This window comes from Pseudoalteromonas umbrosa, from assembly GCF_030125375.1.
Lineage (GTDB): Bacteria > Pseudomonadota > Gammaproteobacteria > Enterobacterales > Alteromonadaceae > Pseudoalteromonas > Pseudoalteromonas umbrosa.
Genome location: NZ_JASJUU010000001.1, coordinates 722,634 through 747,249, shown reverse-complemented (window position 1 = coordinate 747,249; position 24,616 = coordinate 722,634). Strand labels below are relative to the sequence as shown.

The 24,616-nt window shown below is 40.8% G+C and carries 20 protein-coding genes and 1 tRNA gene; 7 read left to right on the top strand and 14 right to left on the bottom strand.

Features of this window, described 5'->3' with window-relative positions:
- Positions 1–145 precede the first annotated feature (145 nt).
- On the top strand, positions 146–1,483 hold the full coding sequence (locus tag QNM16_RS03205) for a KamA family radical SAM protein (protein ID WP_052262186.1): 1,338 nt from the start codon (positions 146–148) through the stop codon (positions 1,481–1,483).
- 32 nt (positions 1,484–1,515) lie between these two features.
- Here QNM16_RS03205 and QNM16_RS03200 read toward each other — a convergent pair whose 3' ends face one another.
- On the bottom strand, positions 1,516–1,950 hold the full coding sequence (locus QNM16_RS03200) for an ATP-binding protein (RefSeq protein ID WP_284019136.1): 435 nt from the start codon (positions 1,948–1,950) through the stop codon (positions 1,516–1,518).
- Positions 1,951–2,295: 345 nt separating this feature from the next.
- Between QNM16_RS03200 and asnS the strand changes: the two genes are divergently transcribed.
- Positions 2,296–3,693: an asparagine--tRNA ligase gene (gene asnS, locus QNM16_RS03195; RefSeq protein WP_284019135.1), complete on the top strand. Its 1,398-nt coding sequence runs from the start codon at positions 2,296–2,298 to the stop codon at positions 3,691–3,693.
- Positions 3,694–3,962: 269 nt separating this feature from the next.
- On the opposite strand, the gene QNM16_RS03190 is transcribed toward asnS, so the two are convergent.
- Together QNM16_RS03190 and QNM16_RS03185 are read right to left on the bottom strand one after the other, a co-directional pair.
- Positions 3,963–5,180, bottom strand: a complete 1,218-nt coding sequence (locus QNM16_RS03190) for a glycoside hydrolase family 18 protein (RefSeq protein WP_284019133.1) — start codon at positions 5,178–5,180, stop codon at positions 3,963–3,965.
- Between the two features lie 174 nt (positions 5,181–5,354).
- Positions 5,355–5,777, bottom strand: a complete 423-nt coding sequence (locus QNM16_RS03185) for a globin family protein (protein ID WP_284019132.1) — start codon at positions 5,775–5,777, stop codon at positions 5,355–5,357.
- A gap of 206 nt (positions 5,778–5,983) precedes the next feature.
- On the opposite strand from QNM16_RS03185, the gene QNM16_RS03180 reads away from it, so the two are divergent.
- Positions 5,984–7,507, top strand: coding sequence for a flavin monoamine oxidase family protein (locus QNM16_RS03180; protein ID WP_284019131.1), 1,524 nt, complete (start codon positions 5,984–5,986; stop codon positions 7,505–7,507).
- Between the two features lie 43 nt (positions 7,508–7,550).
- Here QNM16_RS03180 and QNM16_RS03175 read toward each other — a convergent pair whose 3' ends face one another.
- Genes QNM16_RS03175 through QNM16_RS03165 form a run of 3 tightly spaced genes read right to left on the bottom strand, consistent with a single transcriptional unit; the run spans position 7,551 to position 9,758 of the window.
- Positions 7,551–8,138, bottom strand: a complete 588-nt coding sequence (locus tag QNM16_RS03175) for a cytochrome P460 family protein (protein ID WP_284019130.1) — start codon at positions 8,136–8,138, stop codon at positions 7,551–7,553.
- Between the two features lie 9 nt (positions 8,139–8,147).
- Complete coding sequence (locus QNM16_RS03170) at positions 8,148–8,756, bottom strand: cupredoxin domain-containing protein (protein WP_284019129.1); 609 nt, start codon at positions 8,754–8,756, stop codon at positions 8,148–8,150.
- A 9-nt stretch (positions 8,757–8,765) separates the two neighbouring features.
- Positions 8,766–9,758, bottom strand: a complete 993-nt coding sequence (locus QNM16_RS03165) for a cytochrome-c peroxidase (protein WP_284019128.1) — start codon at positions 9,756–9,758, stop codon at positions 8,766–8,768.
- A 189-nt stretch (positions 9,759–9,947) separates the two neighbouring features.
- Between QNM16_RS03165 and QNM16_RS03160 the strand changes: the two genes are divergently transcribed.
- The gene (locus QNM16_RS03160; RefSeq protein ID WP_284019127.1) at positions 9,948–12,365 is read left to right on the top strand and encodes a methyl-accepting chemotaxis protein; all 2,418 of its coding nucleotides are present in this window, start codon (positions 9,948–9,950) and stop codon (positions 12,363–12,365) included.
- 52 nt (positions 12,366–12,417) lie between these two features.
- Here the strand turns inward: QNM16_RS03160 and QNM16_RS03155 are convergent, their stop codons facing one another.
- The 4 genes from QNM16_RS03155 to QNM16_RS03140 all read right to left on the bottom strand — a co-directional run bounded on the left by QNM16_RS03155 (position 12,418) and on the right by QNM16_RS03140 (position 14,101).
- Positions 12,418–13,035, bottom strand: a complete 618-nt coding sequence (locus QNM16_RS03155) for an FKBP-type peptidyl-prolyl cis-trans isomerase (RefSeq protein WP_284019126.1) — start codon at positions 13,033–13,035, stop codon at positions 12,418–12,420.
- Between the two features lie 102 nt (positions 13,036–13,137).
- Positions 13,138–13,506: a hypothetical protein gene (locus QNM16_RS03150; RefSeq protein WP_284019124.1), complete on the bottom strand. Its 369-nt coding sequence runs from the start codon at positions 13,504–13,506 to the stop codon at positions 13,138–13,140.
- Positions 13,507–13,556: 50 nt separating this feature from the next.
- Positions 13,557–13,647: transfer RNA gene (locus QNM16_RS03145), tRNA-Ser, on the bottom strand.
- An 82-nt stretch (positions 13,648–13,729) separates the two neighbouring features.
- Positions 13,730–14,101 carry a hypothetical protein gene (locus QNM16_RS03140; protein WP_284019123.1) on the bottom strand — a complete coding sequence of 124 codons (372 nt, stop codon included), beginning with the start codon at positions 14,099–14,101 and terminating at the stop codon, positions 13,730–13,732.
- Positions 14,102–14,551: 450 nt separating this feature from the next.
- Here QNM16_RS03140 and QNM16_RS03135 point away from each other — a divergent pair, with 450 nt between their 5' ends.
- The 3 genes from QNM16_RS03135 to QNM16_RS03125 all read left to right on the top strand — a co-directional run bounded on the left by QNM16_RS03135 (position 14,552) and on the right by QNM16_RS03125 (position 19,982).
- Entirely contained in the window at positions 14,552–16,840 is a 2,289-nt protein-coding gene (locus tag QNM16_RS03135; protein WP_284019122.1) for a TonB-dependent siderophore receptor, read from the top strand.
- Between the two features lie 248 nt (positions 16,841–17,088).
- Entirely contained in the window at positions 17,089–18,699 is a 1,611-nt protein-coding gene (locus tag QNM16_RS03130; protein WP_284019121.1) for a trypsin-like serine protease, read from the top strand.
- An 86-nt stretch (positions 18,700–18,785) separates the two neighbouring features.
- Positions 18,786–19,982, top strand: coding sequence for a hypothetical protein (locus tag QNM16_RS03125; RefSeq protein ID WP_284019120.1), 1,197 nt, complete (start codon positions 18,786–18,788; stop codon positions 19,980–19,982).
- On the opposite strand, the gene QNM16_RS03120 is transcribed toward QNM16_RS03125, so the two are convergent.
- The 4 genes from QNM16_RS03120 to QNM16_RS03105 are packed head-to-tail and all read right to left on the bottom strand — an operon-like array spanning position 19,983 to position 24,485.
- Positions 19,983–21,554: a cryptochrome/photolyase family protein gene (locus QNM16_RS03120; RefSeq protein WP_284019119.1), complete on the bottom strand. Its 1,572-nt coding sequence runs from the start codon at positions 21,552–21,554 to the stop codon at positions 19,983–19,985.
- Positions 21,555–21,557: 3 nt separating this feature from the next.
- A complete protein-coding gene (locus QNM16_RS03115) occupies positions 21,558–21,704 on the bottom strand; it encodes a DUF2256 domain-containing protein (protein WP_284019118.1) in 147 nt (48 codons plus the stop codon).
- A gap of 5 nt (positions 21,705–21,709) precedes the next feature.
- Positions 21,710–23,158: a cryptochrome/deoxyribodipyrimidine photo-lyase family protein gene (locus QNM16_RS03110; protein ID WP_284019117.1), complete on the bottom strand. Its 1,449-nt coding sequence runs from the start codon at positions 23,156–23,158 to the stop codon at positions 21,710–21,712.
- The gene (locus QNM16_RS03105) at positions 23,148–24,485 is read right to left on the bottom strand and encodes a DASH family cryptochrome (RefSeq protein WP_284019116.1); all 1,338 of its coding nucleotides are present in this window, start codon (positions 24,483–24,485) and stop codon (positions 23,148–23,150) included. The genes QNM16_RS03110 and QNM16_RS03105 overlap by 11 nt, the downstream gene beginning before the upstream one ends.
- Between the last annotated feature and the right edge of the window lie 131 nt (positions 24,486–24,616).

Sequence of the window (24,616 nt, the reverse complement as noted above, 5' to 3'; positions counted from 1 at the left end):
CACACAAGTCTGTATAGAATCCAACCACATACGATGAAAACTATCATTTTTTCAGGGCCTTTAACGATTTGTACCTGAATTTACTTCAGCTTTTTGCTATAATGCGTCTCTTTTTTAAAATCTAGCAAGCCGAGAAGTAGTAAGTATGCAACAATCCGTCCAATTGCAGCCGGCAGAGGCCTATCAGCCACCTCGCTTTACTGTGTACCAACACCGTCAAATTGATAAGATCGAACAGCTTGATAAGCTGCCTGAGCACCTGCGCTTTCAAATGAAAGTCGTTGCGAACGTATTCCCATTCCGTGTAAATAATTACGTTATCGACGAATTGATTGATTGGGACAAGGTACCTAATGACCCAGTGTTCCAGCTAACATTCCCACAGCGCGGTATGCTTGATGACGAGTCATATGATGAAATGGCCGCTTTATTAAAGCGTGAACATACGCCAGAAGAAGTATTTGAACTGGCAACTAAGCTAAGACAAAAGCTTAACCCGCACCCAGCTGGCCAAATGGACAAAAACGTGCCGTCTTTTGAAGGTGAAAACGTAGCGGGTGTACAACATAAGTACAAAGAAACAGTCTTATTCTTCCCTGCGCAAGGTCAGTACTGCCACTCTTATTGTACTTTCTGTTTCCGTTGGGCACAGTTCGTTGGTAAAGCTACGCGTTTCAACAATAACGATGAAGAGTTACTGCACAGATACCTAGAAGAGCACACTGAAGTTACAGATCTACTGATGACAGGTGGCGATCCAATGGTAATGCGTACTGTGAAGCTACGTAAGTACCTAGAGGCACTAAAAGAGCCAAGATTTGACCACATCCGTACTATTCGTATCGGTACTAAGTCTTTAACTTTCTGGCCATTCAGATACGTAACTGACCCAGATGCAGAAGATTTATTAGCACTGATTAAAGAACTTGTTGACGCTGGTAAACATGTTTCATTTATGGCACACGTAAACCATAAGCAAGAACTTCGCACTGATGTTGCAAAAGAAGCAATTAAGCTTATTCGTAAAACAGGTGCACAGATCAGAACCCAAGCGCCTTTACTTAACCACTTAAATACAGATCCAAATATGTGGGCTGAAATGTGGAAAGAGCAAACGCAAATGGGCATGATCCCTTATTACATGTTCATCGAGCGTGATACAGGTGCAAAGCGTTACTTTGAATTACCACTGCACAAAACATGGGAAATTTTCAGAGATGCATACAAGCAAGTATCAGGTGTGAGCCGTACAGTGCGTGGTCCATCAATGAGTGCAGGCCCTGGTAAAGTTGAGATTTCTGGTGTAACAGAAATCAACGGCGAAAAAGTATTCGTTCTACGCTTTATTCAAGCACGTAACCCTGAGTGGGTACAGCGCCCATTCTTTGCAGAGTTTAACGAAAACGCGCATTGGCTAGACGACTTAAAACCAGCATTTGGTGAAGAAAAGTTCTTCTGGCAAGAAGAATACGAAGCGATGTAAAACATAAAAAAGCCGACTTAAAAGTCGGCTTTTTACCATTCGAACATATGTGCCATTTTACTGATGGTTTTCAGTGCCACACCATGCTGATTACGTTTCGCATATAAATGTTGCAGTGACTTATCTTTCACCTCTCCGACAATCACTTCTTTTACTTGATAGCCCATCGCATGCGCCGCGCTCACATACGCGATAAATTCCCACTTTTTAATATTCGTATTATCTAAAATGACTAAAGGAATGCCTTCAGCGAGTGCATTGATAAAACGCGCAATATTCAAATTGTGATATTGCGGCAGCTTCGCCTTATTAAACTCATAATTGCCCTGCTCGTCTGTAAAGTAATCATCCGTAGAGCAAATTGTATATTGTGATTGATCACCAGCCACCAGCTCGTCGGCTAATGTTTGCGCGTAGTGTGTTTTACCAGATCCTGGTAATCCTCTTAAAATAAAAGCTTGTTTCATTTAATGAAAATTCATTCCGACTTTTTTTATTAATAACCAAGCTATAATGCCATAAAAATCGACCTTCGCACAGTGCTCTATACCGCCACAAATACAGTGATCAGCCAAATTTTGGCCATTGTAGTCAAATTTTTTTAAAATTGGGTCATTTGGTAGTTTTTTTATGTAGCCAACGGGGGTAAGATACCGATCACGTGACTCCAAACATAACAAGCAAATTGCGTTAAAAAAACGAGTCACCACAGAATTTGCGCTCAGTGCATTGAAATTTGCACTGACGAGCATATATAGACAAAAACTAGCTGGGCAATATAAGCCCTTTTTACAAATCATTTTGGAGTAAAGATGAGCCACATAGCGATAACGGAGCTACTAGCAGGCACCGTTGCGGTAGACAGCCAAGTTACAATCAAAGGCTGGATCCGTACACGACGCGATTCAAAAGCGGGTATTTCATTCCTTGCCGTCCACGACGGTTCTTGTTTCGACCCTATTCAAGCAGTAGTACCTAATTCGCTTAATAATTATGAAGAAGTAACTCGTCTTACTGCTGGTTGTTCTGTTGCAGTAACAGGTGTACTTGTAGAATCTCAAGGTAAAGGCCAGAGCTTTGAACTACAAGCAAACTCTGTTGAGGTATTAGGCTGGGTAGAAAACCCAGATACATACCCAATGGCAGCAAAGCGCCACTCTATTGAATATCTACGTGAGCACGCACATTTACGTCCACGCACTAACGTTATTGGTGCGGTGACACGTGTTCGTAACTGCCTATCACAAGCAATCCACAGATTCTTCCATGAGCAAGGTTATATGTGGATCAGCACACCAATCATCACAGCGAGTGACTGTGAAGGCGCAGGTGAAATGTTCCGCGTATCTACGTTAGACATGAATAACTTACCTCGCACAGACAAAGGCGATGTTGATTACAACGAAGATTTCTTTGGTAAAGAAGCATTCCTAACCGTATCTGGCCAGTTAAATGGTGAGACGTACGCAAGTGCAATGTCTAAAATCTACACCTTCGGCCCTACATTCCGTGCTGAAAACTCAAACACTTCTCGCCACCTAGCAGAATTTTGGATGGTTGAGCCTGAAGTTGCATTTGCAGACTTAGAAGACATTGCGAGCCTTGCTGAAGATATGCTTAAGTATGTATTTAAAGCAGTGCTTGATGAACGTCGTGACGATATGGAATTTTTCGCACAACGTATCGAGAAAACAGCGATCTCTCGTTTAGAAGAGTTTGTTGAAAAAGATTTCGCACAAGTTGATTATACTGATGCAATCACAATCCTTGAAAACTGTGGTAAGAAATTTGAGTTCCCAGTTGAGTGGGGTGTAGACCTTCAGTCAGAGCACGAACGTTACCTTGCTGAAGAGCACTTTAAAGCACCAGTAGTTATTAAAAACTACCCGCGTGATATTAAAGCATTCTACATGCGTCAAAACGAAGACGGTAAAACAGTTGCAGCAATGGATGTTGTTGCACCTGGCATCGGTGAAATCATCGGTGGTTCACAGCGTGAAGAGCGTTTAGACGTACTTGATGCTCGTCTAGAAGAAATGGGCTTAGACAAAGATGATTACAGCTGGTACAGAGACCTTCGTAAATACGGTACAGTCCCACACTCAGGCTTCGGTCTAGGTTTCGAACGTCTAGTTGCTTATGTAACAGGTATGGGTAACGTACGTGACGTTATCGCATTCCCACGTACTAAAGGCAGTGCAACTTACTAATTCAAATTAGTTTGAATTTAAAAAGCTCTGTTTTCACAGAGCTTTTTTATGTCTTGCTACCATCTGACTTTAGAATGTTAACTTGCACACATGGATTCTGAGGCAAGCTCAGAATGACGTAGGTAGGTATCAAGATTGATAAGGATCCAAGACAAGCCCAAAGTGTCAGCACTGCAAATAACACCGTCACTCTGAACTTGATTGAGCGCCTATTTTTAAAGCTGCGATACATCAATTAGCAGCCAATAGCCTCACGATTTAACTCATTTTTATTTATTCAATACATAGCTCTTACATGCACCAAGTTCAGTGTAGCGATGTGCATGACCTAAAGTTTCTGGCTCAACGCCATGCAAAGGTCCGCCGTTCACACGCCAATTTTTACCTTCAAAGCTGACTACATCCCCTGTGCTATAAACACTTGGGTAAGGCTGCCACTGTTCTGCACAAGGCTGACACTTAGGTAGCTCCTTAGCAATTACATCTAACAACTTATATTCATCGTCTCTTGAGTCTTGGTGTAACTCCCAAATAAAGATGCCAGGGTAACCATTTTCAGACACAAAATCGGTTTTTGTTTTTAATAACTCAGGCGTTTCCCAAAAATGCACATAGTTATCAAGTTCGTAGTGGCCTTGGTTATAATCTACGCCCTCGCCTTTTACTATCGTATCAACAATTTCTCGTGCAGTTAATGTTTTGACAGGGCCACTAACCAATGGGAATGATTTATTATAAAACGGCACACCCAAACTGGTTTTAGCCACATCATACTTGGTGATCATGCTTTGGCTCCACTCTGCCGGGTGCACTAATCCGCCATGGATGTACTCCCAAGCTGCATGGTGGTTTTTAGGTGAACCGCCCCACGCTCCCGTATAGTCATATGCCATAAAGCGAATGATATCTGCATGGTCGTCTAAATCTTTATGAAAGTTAATACCTGACCATCCACCCGCTTGTACATCTACAGATACTTCTAAGTGCGATGGTAGCTTTTCTCTAAGTTCCTTAACAAGATCCAGAAGGTATCCGCTCTCAACCGGATTTGGCTGGTTGTATGTACTCCAGTCTTCCCAGTCAACATCGATACCGTCTAGTTTATGTAACTCGGCATATGCAACTAAGTTATCAACAAGATTGCTGCGTGCAGCGGCATCCATAGACAAAAAGTCCACGCCTGCACCACCGACAGACAGCATCACTCCCGTATTGTTAGCATGAGCATGCTCGACAATATCATCAATGTATCTATCAGCCTGTACCGTATCCATAGTGCCATCAGGACGAGGATAAGCAAAAGCGACAATTATGTGCGTAAGTTGATCAGTCGCTAAATCTTTAACATCCAGCTCACCACCATCAGGATAATCCCAAGTAGAATAAAACCCTTCAACCCTAGGGCAAGACTCTGCAGCGCTCGCACTCATAGTGATCGTTCCAAAAACAGCAGCAGTTATTGCCGCCATACAAGTTCGTTTAAACATAACCTTTCTCCATGTTGTAAAATGTATCCTTAATTTAAGTAACATGAATGCGGGTCATATAACATTGAATATTTATACTGACAAAAAAAACTAATAAAAATAATTTTATATCGTTTAAGACAATTAAAATGTAAGAAACTACTTATTATAATCAGTAAAAATACGCCTTTTATTTTAATGTTTAGTACTAAAGGCGTGATCTTTCATCACGGTTGCAACCAGTCTGAAAACATCAATCCAAGCCCGACGTAACTCAGAATTCCATTCATTACCCAGCCCTTTTTTTAAAGTGTATAACAGCGCATTCCCAACAAATGTAAAATGCTCTGCTTTTACACCATATCCAACATGGCGCTCTGCTAATTTTTGAAGCACGGGTACTAATGCATCTAAGTCATCCAAAGAATTTACCGCGACTTTAAGTGTTGCCATCAACTTTTGCCCCTGACTTTTCATGCTATTTTTAAATAACGCTTTGAGTGACGGGTCATACTCAAAAAGTGTTGAATAGAATATTTCAGCGGCTTGCTCCGCTATGGGTTCTACTTTAGCAAAACTTTGCTGCACTAGCTGTTTTTGGCGTGTTGATAAACTCATGCTAACGCTCAAATATAATTCGTATTTTTACAACTCTAGACCTAATATCGCCATCTGGCGAATAATACCTATATAAGCAACTAAAATGGGTGTTCCCCTGATTATTTGCATCGTCCATAAAATGAAAAAAAATCATTCTAATTGTCAACAAAACTTAATCTGTTAATGTTTTGGATACAAACCAATCAATTCAAGGACACGAACAAATGCATAAAGATAGACGCGATTTCATACAAAAAGTGACTGCCGCGGCACTAGTAGGCTCAGTGGCACCTAATGTATTGGCCGATCAATCTCTTGCACCTGTCGACATTCAAACATGGCGTAACTCCATGAAAAACCGAGGGGAACAAGAGGAGGAAATATTAATCCTAGGTGCTGGTATTTCTGGGCTCTGCGCCGCGTATGAGCTAGCAAAGCAAGGTGTTAAATATAAAATACTAGAAGCTCGCTCAAGACCAGGAGGCCGAAATGAAACCATTCGCCACGGATCTGTGATTGAAGAGTTCGACCGTACATCAATTTGTGATTTTTCTGCCGATAGAAATTTATACTTTAATGTCGGCCCTGCTCGTATCTCTACACAACACAAACGGGTGCTCTCGTATTGTAACGAATTCTCTATTCCGTTAGAGCCTTTAATTAACGACAATCGAAATACATACTTTTCTTTCAGTCCTTCACACTCTTTAAAATCCCGAGAAGTATACGCAAGTCAACGGGGCCTAATTGCATCAACCTTGGCAAAGGCAATCGACCAAAATCTCACTTCTCACCTCATTCCAAATAACCAAAATCAACATATGCTAGAAATGCTCAAAAGCTTTGGCGAACTGGATGACAATTTCAATTTCACTTCATCAACTCGAGCTGGAGTAGCGCAAGATAGTGGAACCTTTACACCAGAACAAGGTATCGAACCGACTCATTTTGAAGAACTACTTCAATATATTGATAAATGGAAAAACCGTATTCACTTTGAGCAATCACTCCACCAGCAGTCAGTCATGCTACAACCAAAAGGTGGAATGGATAAAATAGTGAAGGGGTTCACTAGTCGATTACCGGGTAACATCCGCTATAACAGCAAGGTTCTGGCAATCAAGCGTTCAACAGATGGCGCTGAGGTCACTTATGAAAATAAACATGGGCGAATAAAGACAATCACAGCTGAAAAGGTAATCGTTACCCTGCCACTAACAGTACTACAAGATATTGAGCATGATTTTTCTAATGAAATTTCACAAGAAATACAACAAGCACAATATTCTTCTGCCGGTAAAATTGCGTTTCAGTCAAAACGATTTTGGGAAACGAACGAGCAAATTTTTGGTGGGATAAGCTGGTTAGATACCGACAATGCGCAAATTTGGTATCCATCGGCAAAGTTTGGCAGTGATCTGGGCATTTTAGTTGGCGGTTATATTTTTGGAGGCCCAGCTGGCGATAGGTTTGCGCAGCTATCAGAATATCAACGGATCAGTGATGCTATCTCTCAAATGTCACTTGTCCACCCAAACACTTCAGATCATGTCTATGCTCCCGTATCGCGTTCTTGGAAAAACACGCCTTATTCTAAAGGCGGCTGGTCTTCGCGTCCTCCTATTGAAGCGTTTTCCCATTGCGATGGCCCGTATGTGTTTTCAGGTGACCACACAACTTACTTGAGTGGTTGGCAAGAAGGGGCAATTGCATCAGCACACAGGGCACTCGAGTTACTGGATTTATAAACAATATCTTTATACCAATACAGGCTTTGCAAACTAGCCTGTATTACTTTTTCCTTGAGTAGAAATTTGCGAAAATAAAATCTCGCTCTTCAATACTTGCATGGCAATTAGAGCACATTTGCTTTATTACCGGCTCGCTTCCCTTCCCTGCCAATATCAAAGTCCCCTCTTTATCAAACTGAACATACTCCCAATCTCCAAACCCTTTCGAATACCCTTTTTCTCTTTTTATCATCATGGTAATGGTGAGTGCATCATGAGGGGCACCAGACTGCGAAGAGAAGTTTTCTTTTAAAACAATTGTACCTGGTTGGTACGATTTAAAGTTTGGCTCAGCAATTTCATCCTCATCTTCGTCGTCTTCATCATAGTCCTGATAGTAACGAAGGTATTCCAAGTAGTTATTTTCGTATACCTTGATATCTTTATTTAAAAACACCACGATAAACTGCTGCCAATGCAAACCTGAATGCTCAAATCCTGTCACTCTTTGCCATTGCGTCCTGTAATCTTTTAATGCGGCTTTATATTTATCAGGTACTTTAAATGGATAAACATTAAACGGATTTGCTGCCACAGCATTTGCGATAAAACCTGCGCAGAGACACAAGATCTTCAGTTTACTAATCATGTTTTTTCCCTAGTTTAAAGCAAGCTTCAACGTCGCACGCTTTTTCCCCTTATACATAACATCCACACTTGTTTGCTGCCCTTTGGCTAATTTAAGTTCGACAGGGTCGTATTTAGGAATTTGTAATACAAACTCGGTGTGCGTCCCAACATCTAATTCAATAGGGTAAACTTTTTGCTTTTTAGTAAAGGGTAAAACCTGATATGCATCTGAATTGACATTGGCTATATAACTGCGCATTTTTGGATGAATTTTACACCCGATCCGAGTCAATGTGTTTTCACTCCAGTTAGCAGCCACCTTGGTAGTTTGGCCTTGATTCATTAAGCCGACATCAAACTTAACGCCAGAGTTTGGGTCATTTGCAAAAATATTGTGCTGAAATTCATCAGAGTTTTTAAATGTGATTTCGCCATTTTTACCTATCACAACCGCTTTTTTATCAAATATTTTGTTCGATTGATCAAGCTCAGCAGTGCTAGGCCCCTTTCCTCCTTTAGCGTATACAACACCAACAAAAGACGGCTTTTTCACAAACTCTAACTCGCCAGTTAACACTGCTGCATGCGCAGAAAATATGGAGCACAAGCTCATGCCGATTAATAAATACTGTTTCATTTTTACTCCTTAGTTAGGCAATTTAGGTCGCTGTATCACAACAGGATCTGTCAATGCAGCCATAAATGCGATTAAATCTGCTTTTTCTTGCGGGTTTAGATTTAGAGGGACTATCAATGGGCTTACGTCTTTTACGTTCACAGCACCTTTGTCGTAATGCTCAACCACTTCTTCTAAGCTGGCCAGTGAGCCATCATGCATGTAAGGCGCACTCATAATGATATTTCTGAGGCCTGGGGTTTTAAATGCGCCCTTTAATTTACTGTTGGGGTCAATAAGAAAGCGGCCTTCATCATTGTCTTCTATACCGATATTATGAAAGCTATCATCTGTGAAGTTTGCGCCGTCATGGCACTTCACACAACGTGCCTTACCGACAAATAATTGCAACCCTCGAATCGCAGAGTGTGACATTGCTTGCTTTTCTCCAGCAAGGTATTGGTCAAATGCTGAATTATCACTAATGATGGTTTTTTCAAATGCAGCAATCGCCCTGCCGATATTTTCAAACGTTAAGCTGCCATAAATCTCTTTAAACTCTCTGTTATAAAAAGGAATTTTCTTAAGCCGACCAACAGCTTCTTTTGGCGTCATTTGCATTTCAACATCAGAGACGATAGGCCCTAAAGCCTGTTCTTCCAAAGTTTTCGCTCGTCCATCCCAAAAGAAAATGGCAGACCATGCGAGGTTATATAAATGTGGCGCGTTACGGCCTAATATATCGCCACCACTGCCAATTCCCTTTGCCAACCCATCACTAAAACCGAGCTCAGGATTGTGGCAAGTTGCACAGGATTGATTTTGATTTTTTGATAACCTGTGGTCAAAAAACAACATTTTTCCAAGCTCAATTTCCCTCTCACTTGGCTCTTCGTCATCAAAATATTCTATGTCATCTACATCGGGCGTAGATAAATTACCGAACGCAGGCGAGTCAACCGCCAACACATTTGCGCTAATAGCCAACACAAACGACAACATAATCCCCTTGTTACAATCCATTACTTGCCCCCACAGTAAGCCATCTTTAATTGTAAATATTTAGGTATAAACTTTGACCTTACCGAAGGATTGTCTATATTTTTCAATAAATCAAAAAATTAGTAGCTTTTAATAAAAGTTTATTAAAACCAATTAATTAGGTACAAACCGTCTGCCTAGGCTACTAACAATCAGAGCTCACGACACAATATGAAAATTTCTCGTTTCGTTCCGGGCATTGCCGCGCAAATGCTTTTAGCGTTTGGCATAATTACTTCTTTAGGAATATTTAGTAACTTCTTTGTCTATTTAAGTACAGGCACGCTCGCCGGTAATTTTACGCAAGTCTCGTCAGTTTCCATTCCACTTGTAAACGTCAATTCAGATTTGAAAATGCACATTTTAGATTCACTTATTGCGCTTGAAGAACAGATCATTACTGGCAGCGATGTACAGGCACGTAATACTGCGATTACCAAGCGTGATGATGCGTGGAAAGATATAGATCAAGACTTTTCAAGCCTAAGTGAATTTGCAAAGCAAACTGGGTTTAGTGACAGTAAGCTCTCAATAATCAACGCAAACTTAAAAAAGCTCAAACAAGAACAACAGATCATTTCTAACATAGCGAATACACTTGATAATGAACCAGCAGTGAAGCTGTTAGTCACAGACGCGATCCCGCTTGCGGAGTCTATGGTGCAACTCCTCGCCCAGATGATAGAAATAGAGAGTGAGCAAGAGTTAGATGAAGACAGAATTGAGTTATTTAAGCTGCTTGTTGACTCAGAAGTAAGCTTTGCGACAGCCATTTCTGAACTGCGCGCATTTTTGTTAACACGCGAACAAAAAAACATTGATGGGTTCGACCAAGCATGGTTTAAAAACAGTGACGCCTTTGTATCAATTCTTGATGATTATGAAGAGCTCTTCACTGACCAGCAGCTTGAGTACTGGGAAGCTTATAGCGAAGAGCGAGAAAAGCTTGCGCCAATTACAATTTTAGCCTTCGAGAAACAAGCCAGTAACGAGTCTAATTTTGCGACAAACCACCTCAGCAATACCATTAAGCCATTGACCGAAACAATTTTTGACGAGCTTCGCGAAATGAACCAACACGTTGAGCGCGTCACCAAACAAGGCATTGATGATACACAAAGTGCATTGTCTAACATGTTTGTTGTGCTTGCTTTAAGTTCCGTATTAACCATTATCATTGCAGGCGTGATAAGTGTCATGTTTAGCAGTAAATTACGTAATCGAGTCAAATCCTTATTAGGTAGAGCACAGAATATTTCAGTCGGCGACTTTAAAACCAAACAAGATTACTTTGTGATCCGTTCCGACGATGAATTAAACCAACTTTCTGAGAGCTTTAACCACATGACGCTCTCTTTGTCCTCGACTATATCTACCGTACGCAGACAATCAAGACAAGTTGGTCACTCCGCACACCAAGTTGCAGCCATTGCAACTGAAATAAGTACCGTTGCCAAAAATGAAAATGCGAGCTACTCAGAAGTAATGCGAGTCATCGAGTCATTTATGGATTTATTGGTGGAGTCTGGGCAGGCCATTGAGCAAAGCCAAACTGTACTAGAACAAGCCAAAACAGAAGCAGATACAGGCATACAAGCTGTTGAGAGTAACTTAAATGAAATGGTAAGAACGGTTGAAGTTGTTACTCTCGCATCTGCAGGCGTTGAGGAGCTTAAATCGGCCAGTGAACAAATTGAGTCTGTTACAGATGCAATCTCGACCGTTGCCGATCAAACTGCGTTAATTGCACTCAACGCAGCCATCGAAGCAGCTAGAGCTGGCGAGCAAGGCCGTGGTTTTGCAGTCGTCGCCGATGAAGTTAGAAATTTGGCGCAAAGAACAGCAAACTCAACTGATGAAATCAGAGGCGTTATTTCTCAGCTCACGCATAAAGTCGTCGATGTTACGCGTTTAATGACAGATATTATTCATCAAGTTGATGTCAGTAAGCAGCGCTCAGATGAAAGTGGTCAAGCCTTAAGAGCAATGACCAATACTATCGACAGTATTATCTCGGCAAATGATCAAATAGCCAACCGCTCTGAGCAGCAGAGTCATCAAATGCATGAAATGCAACTCAAGCTACAGCACTTGTTTTCTTCCCTTCAGCAAAATGCCGAAAAAGCACAAATGGTCTCTATGATTGGTGCTGACCTTTATCAAACATCAGAGCTAGTAAACAATTTGATGGATGGCTTTCACTTTGACGAAGATAAAGACGCGATTCAAAAGCGCCATGAAAAAAGACGCTCTGACAGACTTGAAGCAAAAATTAAAATTAAGATTATCTGTGAGGATAAGGACTATTCAACAATTACTCGTGAGCTTAGCTGCGTTGGCTGTGGCGTCACATTAAGTAAACAATTAAACCAAGAACTCGATATTGATACAAATTTAACACTGATAATGTACTTACCAAGAAAAAATTACAAAGAATATATGAGTCAGTCTCCAATGAAGATTTCAGCACGAGTTGTTAGAAAAGAAGAGAAAAACCACGAATATACCTATTATGGTATGGAGTTTTTGGTTGAAAATAATGAAAGGAAGACGACGCTTTCAGAGCTTTATGAGTTTTTTGATCAGTAGGAATATGCATGCTCAGCGCGAACTGAGCATGCAACTTTAAAGATAGCCTAAATTATAGGATCTCTAAAAGCTCAACATCAAAGATAAGTGTTGAGTAAGGTGCGATAGATGCGCCTGCACCACGCTCACCGTATGCTAGGTCGTGTGGGATGTATAGACGTAACTTAGTACCAGCATTCATAAGCTGAAGTGCTTCTGTCCAACCTTTGATAACGCCATTTACTGGGAATTCAGCAGGCTGACCACGGTCATATGAACTATCGAACACTGTACCATTGATTAGCGTACCGTGGTAATGAACACGAACTGTTGACTCAGCAGAAGGCTTGTCACCTTCACCAGTAGCTACAACTTCGTACTGTAGACCAGACTCAGTTACTGTTACTTCTGCACGCTTCGCGTTTTCTTCTAAGAAAGCAGTACCTTCAGCAGCTAGAACTTTAGCTTCTTCTTCACGACGTGCTTGAATTTCGCTGTTGATTTTCTCGAAAGCAGCTTGGATCTCTGGGATCTCAACGCGGAATTCACCGCCAGTGTAAGCGTCTTTCATACCTTCGAAAACTGCGTTTAAGTCAAGACCTTCGAAAGGGTTCGCTTTTAATTGCTCACCCATTTGAAGACCAATACCGTAGCTCGCTTTACCAGCGTCTGTGTTGAATAAATCTGACATATAAATTCACTTTATTTATCATTCTAAAAGGACGCGCAGTGTAGCATAGACAACAGGTAACTTATAGGGCGCTAAGCAAATACACGCCCTATTTATAATACCTTAGGCGTTATTCTCTAAACTTTTTGATTTTAATTGTTTTACCAAGAAGGTAGCAAAAGGCAGAGATAAAACTAAACCAATGATTAACTCATTACTATAGCCTGCTAATTTATCGTCGAAATAGACACCAAAACCAACAACACCAAATAGAGATATAACGATTGAAGCTAAAAATGGCCATAACTTTTCGTATTTAGTTATGAGGTGTCCTATAAGCGCATTATACAAGAAGGTATAAAACAACGTTTTCCAAATGGTTGGCTGCGGTTGACCATCAATTGACATAATCACAGCCATTTGCAGTCCACTTAAATAAAAGAAGCTAAAGACAACCCATAATGAACAATGTTTAACAACATCTTGAGTCATTGAATTCTCCAAACGAAAAAAACCGCCGTTAGGCGGTTTTGGGAATGAGGTGGCGGAGAGATAGGGATTTGAACCCTAGATACGCTATTAACGTATGCCGGTTTTCAAGACCGGTGCTTTCAACCACTCAGCCATCTCTCCGTTGTTGGCGCGCATAATAAAGAGTATTCATAAATATGTAAAGTATTTTTTGAAGTTTGCGCAATAGTTTTCAATTTTTAATTCAGTAATACTGTTTAGGCCGCCTTGCCAATAGCGCACAAATAACACTGACTAATACAATACATAAAAATACAGAGCCGGAGTCAACCGCGATATGAATAACTTCGTCCCAACCGCTGATTTTTTTCGCCAACAATGGAATAACTGAAATAGACGCAACAACTATAAATATTTTTAAAGCAGCTAAAAAATCAAAGCGTTTATTAAAATTCATCCAAGCAGTAAGGACTACAAGTAAAACAGCGGGTGAACTAAGCGACAACCAAGCATTACTAACATTACTTAATAAATAGTGGCAAATAATACATCCCACTACCCCCCAAGTTATCCAGACCCACCAATTCTCTCGTCTCTTTAGAAATAAATCTCCCATAACCTATCTTCTTATATTTATTCACAGGTAACAAACTAGGTACATCCACACTAAGACTTACTAGACTAACAAACGCAGATTAAAAAACAACCAAGAGATGATGAATTATTTTGCTACTTTTGTGACATTTAAATACTCGCACTAACCTTGCTTGCAAAGCCTATTTTTGCGCTATCAGTGATAGATATAAAAAGCGACATCGAGATTAGACATTTCTACGCAGTTAAAATTTACATAAAAACCAACTGTTAAATGAAAGATTTAATATATGACAAATAATCATGCCATCACACCTGATTCAACTTGACTTAAAAACAAACTTAACGATAATGCAAACCGTTATCATTTAACACTATATTTGGTACAGAGAACTATTGTAATTCTCTTTGCTCAATGACCCGTTGTATCAAATTGGTTAATGACATTTATTTGTTCTTTGGATAGGATTTTATGGACAACTCTACTACTTTTCACTCTTCTAAGTCTCTTCGCTTAACACCGCTTACTGTTGCTTTAGTTACCGCTTTAACAGGCACTCAAGCGCTTGCTAAATCTGCGCCAGACGGTTCTAAAACAGCAAATGAAATTGAGCATATTTACGTCACAGCCTCAACGACGGGTAATTATTCAGATGCAGCCACAAAATCGGCAACTAAAATGATTTTGTCACTGAAAGAGACTCCTCAGTCAGTTTCAGTGATAACACAGCAGCAATTAGAAGATTGGAAATCAGTAAATATCAAGGATATTTTACAACATACAACTGGCGTTTATGCAAGCTCTTCGCGAGGCCAAGATAGACCGTTTTTCGTCGCCCGTGGTGAAAGAATCAACTTAGTTCAAGTTGACGGTGTTCAACAATTTCCTGGCGGTCGCCGCTCTGATGTAAATGGAGATGCAATTGCTTATGAACGTGTGGAAATCCTCCGAGGTGCAAACGGCTTAATGACTGGTGTAGGTTCTCCTACAGCCACTGTTAACCTTGTCCGTAAACGCGCCATCAGTAAAGAGCTGGATGGTCATGTTGGGATTACAACAGGACGCTGGAACAATAACCGCGTTGAACTCGATGTTTCAACACCTCTAAATAGTGATGGCAGTATTCGCGCAAGGGTAGCAGCAGCGCATTTCGATAGAGACTCGTTTATTGATAGATATAGTCAAGAAAAAACATCCGTTTATATGACTGCTGAAGCAGATGTTACAGAGTCAACTTTATTACGAGTCGGGTATGAGTTTGCAGATACCGAGTCATTAGGTGCGATGAACTCTCACGCAACACCTTATTATTTCATCGATGGTTCATTAATGAACCTAGAAAGAGGTTCAACAGGGCTTGCCGCCAAATACAGTTCATGGCCCCTAGAAGAAAACACAATTTTTGCTAGTTTAAACCACGGTTTTGATAATGGATGGCAACTAAACACAATCGCAACGTATAACACCATAGAAATGGAAGGTGGTAACCTGTTCTTCGTTTGGACAAACGACTTTTACGCGAAAGATGGATCAGTCAACCCTGAAGTTGGTCATGGTTATAACTTTGTAATTAGTGATTCTAAAGACACTCAAAAGACATTTGATATTAACTTGCAAGGCGGCTTTGATCTCTTAGGTAGAGAACATGATTTAATTGTCGGATTTAATATGTTTGATAGAGAACGTATTGGTTATAACAAAACAGATGGTCAACGCGATATTTCTATTAATAATATTAACTATTTCGATTGGACCGGTGACTTACCGCGTTACGCCTATCAGCACATAGATACTGCAAATTATACAACAAATCATGAAAGCAGCGGTTTTTACGTCGCTACTCGTTTGTCCCTAACCGATAATTTAAAATCTATTATTGGCGTTAGAGCAACTGATTGGGAAGTTGTCGATTATCGAACTAACCGACGAACACAGTTATTTGCCCAGAATATAAAAGGTAGTTACGAGGTAAGTAATGAATTAACACCATATGCCGGCCTTATCTACGATATCAACGACGAATTTAGCTTGTATGCAAGTTATACCGATGCATTTGAACCTCAGAACGCATATGACAAAGATGACAACCTACAATCTCCAATTGTTGGCGAAAGTATAGAAGCCGGTTTAAAAGCTGAAATTGGCTTACTTAACTTTTCATTCGCTATCTTCGAAAGTAATAAAAATAATGTTGCAAAAGCAGATCCTGCTTTTTCTCGGCAACTAACGCCCAATGGCAACACTATCACTATGCTGATAGATGAAACGCAAACAAGTGGCTTTGAATTTGAGCTAAGTGGTGAAGTCCATCCAGGTTTTAATGTATATGCAGGCTATTCATATGCAAGATCTGAAGATGAGCACGGTTCACAGCTTAATAGTGAAGTCCCTGAACAGCTAATAAATATTTATACGACTTATCAACCGACCGATCTAATTGAAAACTTAACAGTTGGCATAGGTGTAAACTGGAAAGATAGCTACTGGGTAAACAGTACACGTCCTTCAGGTAATTTAGATTACGGCCTAAATAGATGGCAAGAAGTGTCCCCTATTGAAGTCGACGAAATCCGTACGCATGGTTCAGTTGCCTTATTTAATTTAATGGCGCGATACGATGTGTCTGACAATCTGAGCTTATCTTTGAATATTGACAATTTATTCGACAAAAAATATTACGATGCCATTTCAACTTCTCAAGGCTATGTAAATTGGGGTGAACCAAGAAACTGGAAGCTTTCTGCTAGATACAATTTCTAACACTTCCTTCCCCTAGGTCTAAAGCGAGCATACAGGCTCGCTTTTTTTATTCAACTTTTCAACACTCCCCTTTGTAAAATTATTGTTACACACAAAGTGCTGTTAGTGTTACTTAAGTTGTATTTTATTCCCAAAAAAGCACATGGTCTTACCACTGATGATTTTTCAACCACCACTTGAAAGTAAGGTGTATCTCAGATTATTCATATAAAGGCTCAATTTCGAGCATATGAAGGAAAAGATACATCATGAAAAAGGTTAACTTATTATTATCTGCACTCACAGTCGCCGCATTAAATGCATATGCCACACCGCCGACCGATGTTCAACCGAATGTCGTTGGAGGAATTGAAACACCTGCATATTCAAGACCATATCAAGTCGCTCTAATGATGAATGGTCGCCAAGGCTGTGGCGGCACACTGATCAGTCCGGATTGGGTATTAACAGCAGCCCACTGCTTGGACAGCGCATCTACATCAAGTTTAACAGTACGAGTCGGTGCACACTCAATCAGCCGTGGTGATGGCCAAACAATTAGAGTATCTCAGATTATAAATCATGAAAGATGGCGCGGTGCTAATGGGATCCGCTCAGGGTATGACATTGCTTTGTTGAAACTCGCCTCGCCTGCCCCCAATCAATATACACCCGCAAAGTTACCAACCGCAGCAATCGAGTCACAATATGCAAATGTTGGCGCTTATGTCACAGTATCTGGTTGGGGTTTAACCTCAAACCGAGGCAGACCTAGCGATGTTTTACGTGAAGCCGAACTACCAGTCATTAGCAACAATAGTTGTAGCTCTTTACTTAACTTTTCTATTCCTGGCTCTGTCATATGCGGCGGTGGTGAAGGTGGTCGTTCAGCATGTAATGGCGATAGTGGCGGCCCCTATGCTGTGCGCGTCGGAAGTGACTTTTATAGCATTGGTACTGTCAGTTGGGGAATTGCCTGTCAGGGAGCTACTGCCTTTACTCGTACCACCAGCTATTTAGATTGGATTAAGCAAAAAACGGGCATTATTGATATTCCAAATGACAAACCACCTGTCGCTAATTTTAGATATAGCGTCAATGGTACAGCGGTTAACTTCACCAGTACTTCAACTGATGACAAAGGAATTGCTCAATTTGATTGGAGTTTTGGCCAAGGCAACGCTTCTTCAAACGCCGAAAACCCGAGTCATGACTACAATTCGAACGGAGAGTTTAACGTCACTTTAACTGTCACTGACACAAAAGGGCAAACCAATAGTACTTCTCAGGTAGTCCGTGTCGGAACACCGCCTAGCTGTGGAGAAAACTGGTTAGCAACGAAAAGTTATTCACCTGGCGACAAAGTGACATTCAATGGTGTTGTATATGAGGCAATTTGGTGGTCTCAAGGTGCGCAGCCAGATTTATATAGCAATGTTTGGCGTAAAGACAGTGACTGCGACGGCTCATCTGATCCAGTGCCAGTTGCAAGCTTTACCATTACTAAAAACAATTTAACGGTTTCATTGCAAAACCAAAGTACAGGTGCAGTGTCCTACTCTTGGAGTTTTGGTGATGGTAAAACGAGTTCAGCTGCCTCTCCAACGCACACCTATGCAGTAAAGGGGCAATACACTATTACGCTTACAGCAAAAAATAGCCAAGGACAATCTGCAACGTCAAACAAAGTTGTTACTGTAGGAGAAGTTTCTGGCGGTTGTAATGGTTTGCCCAGTTGGTCGGCTGAAAAAGTGTACTTCAAAGGTGATCGGGTTGCTCATGACAATGTGATTTATGAAGCAAATTGGTGGGTTCAAGGAGAAAACCCTGCAAACTCTGATGACTGGGGACCTTGGACACGGATCCAACCTTGCAATTAACAAACTGATAGTAAAATGTAAATTTTACTTTTAAAGCAGCTAAGTCCCATGTAATCTGATATCAAAAAATTACCTCAAATGAGAGCATGGGACTTAATCAACACAATCGAACAGAATTAACCCGCTTAGGTGAGCGGATCCAAAAAACCTTTTTAGCTGTCAGTCATGCTTTACCTGAACATGCTCACACGATTGGCGGTTTCGCAAAGCATTTAGATTATAATCGTTCAAACAGCCAAAGATTTTTTGCAGCCTGCAAGGCCAATAATGGCTTACAAGTTTTGGTTGAACTACCCGGCTTACAAGCATTGCAGCTACTCTCTGACAAGCTCTCTCCCCTACTACCCTCAGCTTTGATAAGCCAAGTTAATCAAGTCGTAGACTTATTTGCTCAGTGTATAGAAAACAACGCTAAAAGCCATGCAGACCTGAAGCGCTTGATTAAAGAGCCTAAGAATATTGAAGTACTGTCAGAAGGGTCAGAGCATAAAGCCCAGCTCTATCACGCCGCTAAAGCTTTGTTAAAATTCAGTGTTGAAGAGGTTTTTTGCATCTATATTTTGCGTGAAAATAAGAACGATCCAAGCTATTTACAAGAAGTTGCACTTATCAGTAAGTCAGGTATAAATAGGCTTGTTGGCGCTGTGCCATTCGTTCAGTTTTACACTCACCCTCACCCTGAACATTTCAATGGCCCAGTCGAAATCACAGCAAATAGTGCCCTCAAGCCCAATGAGTTCACACTGGGTGTTTCAAAAGAGCTTTCAAGTTCTGGCTTTTTAAATGCATTTAGTACCTATTCACCCAGTAATTCTGGATTGGTGTTCGACCCTTTGCCAAGCCAAAATAGCGATGTCACTTTTGTATTTAACAACCCAGACGAAGTCGTCAATCCCTTGGATCGAAACAGTCCATGCAGCTCAACCAGCCTATCGATTAAAAACCCAGTAAAAAAGCTCACTATGCTTGTTTTACTTGAAAAGCAAATAGACAAATGTAGTACTGTCAATATCGGTTGCTATCACAGTAATCAAAAAGTTGAAGAAGGCAAATTAAAGGCAAGTGACCTTTGGACTGAGCGTTTTCCTGAGTTTCCCGAACTCAAAATAACACCTCTTGAAAATGACTTTGCTCACAGTCAACTTTTGGAAGAACAAAAAAATAAGCTTAGGTATCTACTCAATGTCAGTGGTATAGCTGCTGATGATTTTATTTGCTACACCACTGATGTTGACTACCCTATTTGGTCCAGTACTTATCGCATTTACTTTGAACACCAATAATTACAGTTTATTAAGGTTATCAAGGTAGTATGCCGCTTGTTCCATGATTAACGCCCTTTGCTCAGGGGCTTTTTTACGCCAATTGGCATATACCATACGATTACGAGGGTTAGAAGAAAACTTGCCTTCATGCGTGTCCATAAAGTGCCAATAGAGTGAATTCAACGGGCATGCATTGTCACCAGCAACGGACTTGATATCATATTGGCAGTCTGAGCAATAGTCACTCATTTTGTTCACGTAGTTTCCACTGGCTGCATAAGCTTTTGAACCAACTATGCCGCCATCTGCAAATTGACTCATACCTCGAGTGTTTGGCATTTCAACCCATTCAATCGCGTCGATATAAACACCCAAATACCAATCATCAACCTGCCTTGGGTCAATACCAGCAATCAGGCAAAAGTTCCCTGTTACCATTAAACGTTGAATATGATGGGCATATGCATAATCAAGAGACTGCTTTACTGCATGCTTTTGACAATTCATATGCGTCTTGCCATTCCAAAACCAGTCAGGTAAATCTCGTTTTGCATCTAACTCATTGAGTTCAGCGTATTGCGGCATGTTTACCCAGTAGATCCCACGAACAAACTCTCTCCAACCAATGATTTGCCTGACAAAGCCCTCTACTTGCGCAATATCTATTTCCTGCTGATGTTGCACAAAATAGGCAACAACCGTATCAACCACAAACTGAGGACTGATAATTTTACTATTGAGCGCAAAAGAAAGCCTTGAGTGATACAAACTCCATTGTTTTTTTGTATACATATCATCTGCTTTACAAGTCATCGCGTCTTGAAAAAATCCAAACTTGGGTAACTGCGTCTCGCAAAATGAGCGTAATAACTCTTTTGCTTGCGCTCTGGTTATCGGCCAGAGGCTGTTGGCTTCATATATGCCAAAAGTACTTACCTGATGCCTTTGCAACCTTTCCCATACATCACTTACATCATTTGCAAAAACCAGCGGCTCAGGTATTTCCGAAAGATCTTTTTGTTTGAGTTTGTTTCTGTTATTGCTGTCAAAGTTCCACTCTCCACCAAAGGGAGTAGAGCCATCCATCAAAATATTGAACCTAACTCGCATCTTACGGTAGAACGCTTCTAATCTATGCTTTTTACCGGCACTAAAATAACTGGAAAGCTCGCTATCTGATAAATAAAAATGCTCAGATTCATAGGCACCGCTATCGATGTCTATTTGTGCACAAAAAGTACTTAGTTGATCTCTAAGCCGATACTCATCTGGCAATTGATATTCAAATTTTGCTATGCCATATTTTGCTATCAAGCTATTGAGTAGTTCGGGTAATGTTGCAAATTGGTGAGTATCATCCAGCGTTAAATGACTCACGTTATGCCCCGCTTTTTGCAGTGCAACCGAAAATGCTTTCATCGCCGCAAAAAATGCACATACCTTTTGAACATGGTGCTTTACATAACTGGTTTCCTGATTCAGTTCAGCAATCACATACAAGGTGCCTTCATCTTTGGTATTGTACCAACTATGACCTGCATTAAGCTGATCGCCCAGAATTAAGCGAAGTGTTTGATAAGTTTGAGACATATTTTATTGACTCTCTTTGTGACGGTTTGAAGCACAGCGCTTAGAACAATATTTGACGTGAGCCCAGTCCCTTTCCCACTTTTTTCGCCAAGTGAATGGGCGCTTGCATGTAACACATACTTTGCTGGGTAAATTTACTTTTTTATGCACTGTGTTTACCTTACATGTATTGCCAAAACACGCTTGGCTTCAATGGCTACATCCTCTCGCTTTTTCCAATGCCACATAAGTGCTTGAGCGCGAGTGTAACTTTCTTTTAAATCTACGATAGGATTTGGATAATCGACACCAAGCTCAATGCCATACATCATTTGCTCCATGTCTGTTAAATCCCATGGTGCATGCACAAGGGGTGCTGGTATATTTTCTAATTCAGGTACCCACTTTTTCACAAATACACCTTCTGGATCTTTATCTTCACCTTGCTTAACCGGGTTATAAATACGGATCGTATTTATCCCTGTTACCCCAGCTTGCATCTGAAACTGACTGTAGTGGATCCCAGGTTCAAAATCTAAAAACAATTTAGCAAGGTGGGTAACACCTTCACGCCAATCAAGCTCCAAGTGGTGACATAAAAAACTCACCAACATAGCGCGCATTCTAAAGTTCAGATACCCAGTTTTTATCAAACTGCGCATGCACGCATCAACCATAGGCACACCTGTGTTCCCTTCTTGCCATGCTTTTAGACGAACAGCAGCTTCACCTCCCTTTACCCTTGGCATGCCTTCATAGGCACGATTAACGCACCTGAACTCCATATCACATTCACTTTCAAATTTTTGCATAAAGTGGCAATGCCAATGCAACCTTGACGTAAAAGCAACAAGTGAGCGCCGCCAATGCGGTTTTTTCCAATTGGCCAAGACTGTTTGATATACTTGCCGCAGACTCACGTTGCCCCAAGCGAGATGAGCAGATATCCGAGAGCAATGTTGCTGAGATTTTTCTGGGCTTGATAAAGAAAACGCATACTCTTTGCCCCTCTCATAAAAAAATGACTCAATAACCCGCCAGGCCAGCGTCTCACCACCTTGCTGAAAATGCACAGCCTCAGTTTCATACTGAAACCGCTTAATATCAACGCGCATGGAAAAGTGTGCGCCAATTGGAAACCAATTAACCTCGGCGCAATCAATATCGAGTGTGTCTTCACGCATCACGGTTTGCCAGTTTTTGTCCCAACTAGTTCTTGCTTTAAGTCCTCTGATCACAGCGCCTTGTGGGAACTCTTCCCAATTTATACCAAATTTTTTACACCAAGCTGCGACGAGCTTATCTCTTTCAAAAGTGAAGCCAAGCCCTATTTCTTGATGGGAGTACAATGCATCTATACCAACCTCTTGGTTGATCTGCTCAAGCACATCAATGATACTCCCATAGGCACAATAGAGACTGTCAGAATCTATTCGCTCTGAAATATCTTCGAGAGATTGGGATATAAATCTAAGATGACGACGAGAAGTGTGTTCATCTTTTATCATGATCGGCTCAAAGCAATACAATAAAAGCACTTGTTTATTTGTTTTTGTCGCCTTATACAGTGCTGCATGGTCTTGTAAACGCAAGTCCCTTTTTAACCAGACAACGCTAATGGCCATGCTTTTCACTCATTACAGGCCAATCGACCATATCAACGTCTTCACTGAATATGTTGGCATGACTAGACCACTTTTCTTGAAATGCGCCATCGGGGTCATACATCTGCGCCTGCTTTTCAATATTGAAATGTCGTCCGCCTCTCGGGTCATCACCGACTCCTGCGATATATTGCCAGTTTCCCCAATTAGAGGCGACATCATAATCAATCAACTGTTGTTGAAAATAAGCTGCACCATAGCGCCAATCAACTTGTAGTTCATTAACCAAGCAACTTGCGACAATTTGTCTGCCGCGATTCGACATAAACCCAGTTTCGTTCAACTCTCTCATACATGCATTGACAAGTGGAAACTGAGTCGCTCCATTGCACCAACGTTTGAATCGCTGTGGGTAATAAGTTGTTAAGGGACGAGCGCCTTTTTCTCCTGCAAACTTAAATAAACTACTCCCTTTTTGAATCGCTTTGTGATGAAAAAAATCCCGCCACATCAATTCAAAGCGGATCCAATAAGTAGAGTCATTTGCACCGTGCTGCTGCTCATACATATCGAGCCTATTAATGATCTGTCTTGGTGAGATATTACCAACGGACAAATACGGGCTAAATTGCGTAGAGTTATACTTTCCATCTAATGCATTTCGAGTCATTTTGTATGACGATGCACTTTGTGTAGAAAAGTATTCTTCTAAGTAATCAAGCGCCACTTTCTCACCACCTTGAATCAGACTTTCATCGCTAGGTATTGAGCCGTCTAGTTTGAACATATACTTCTCTATCACAGTACTGTCTATAGCTAAGGGCAAAGGCAAAGTCTCTGAGAACGTTTCTTCAACGCTCGAAGAGACCGTGAGTTTATCCGCTTTTTTCCTGAATTTTGAAAAAGAGCCACTCAAATCTTTGTCTTCAAGCTGCTGTGGACCAAACAACAAATTATTGTGCTGGTGTATAAATCGAACGTTACTATTGTCTGATTTTATATACTCAAAGGTCGTTCTCTCGTCATAGCCACAACCTAAGTGACTGCCGACAACTTCAATCCCCTTTTGGGTAATCACATGATTTATGACTTCTCTACTATGTCCTTTGAGCACATATAGCTCATAACCTAATTGCTGTAGTTGCTCAGACAAATCAAGCAGCGACTGTTGAATAAATTTAAGTCGCTTTTCACCTAGATGTACATGATCAAAATTTGTTGCCGAAAATAGAGATTCATCTAGAACATAAATAAACATAATGCTGCTAGATGCATAAAGAGTGGAATTGAGTGCCAAATTATCTTGAAGCCTCAAATCGTCGGTAAACCAGTATAGAGCTTTACTCATGACGCTTGTTTAACCCTGCCTTACAAATGGTTATTAAGCACATTTGTACGCATCAAACATCAATCTAGATTTAAAAAATATATAACGAATATAGTGGTGAGCATTGATGACGAGAGATTGAGACTCGTTAG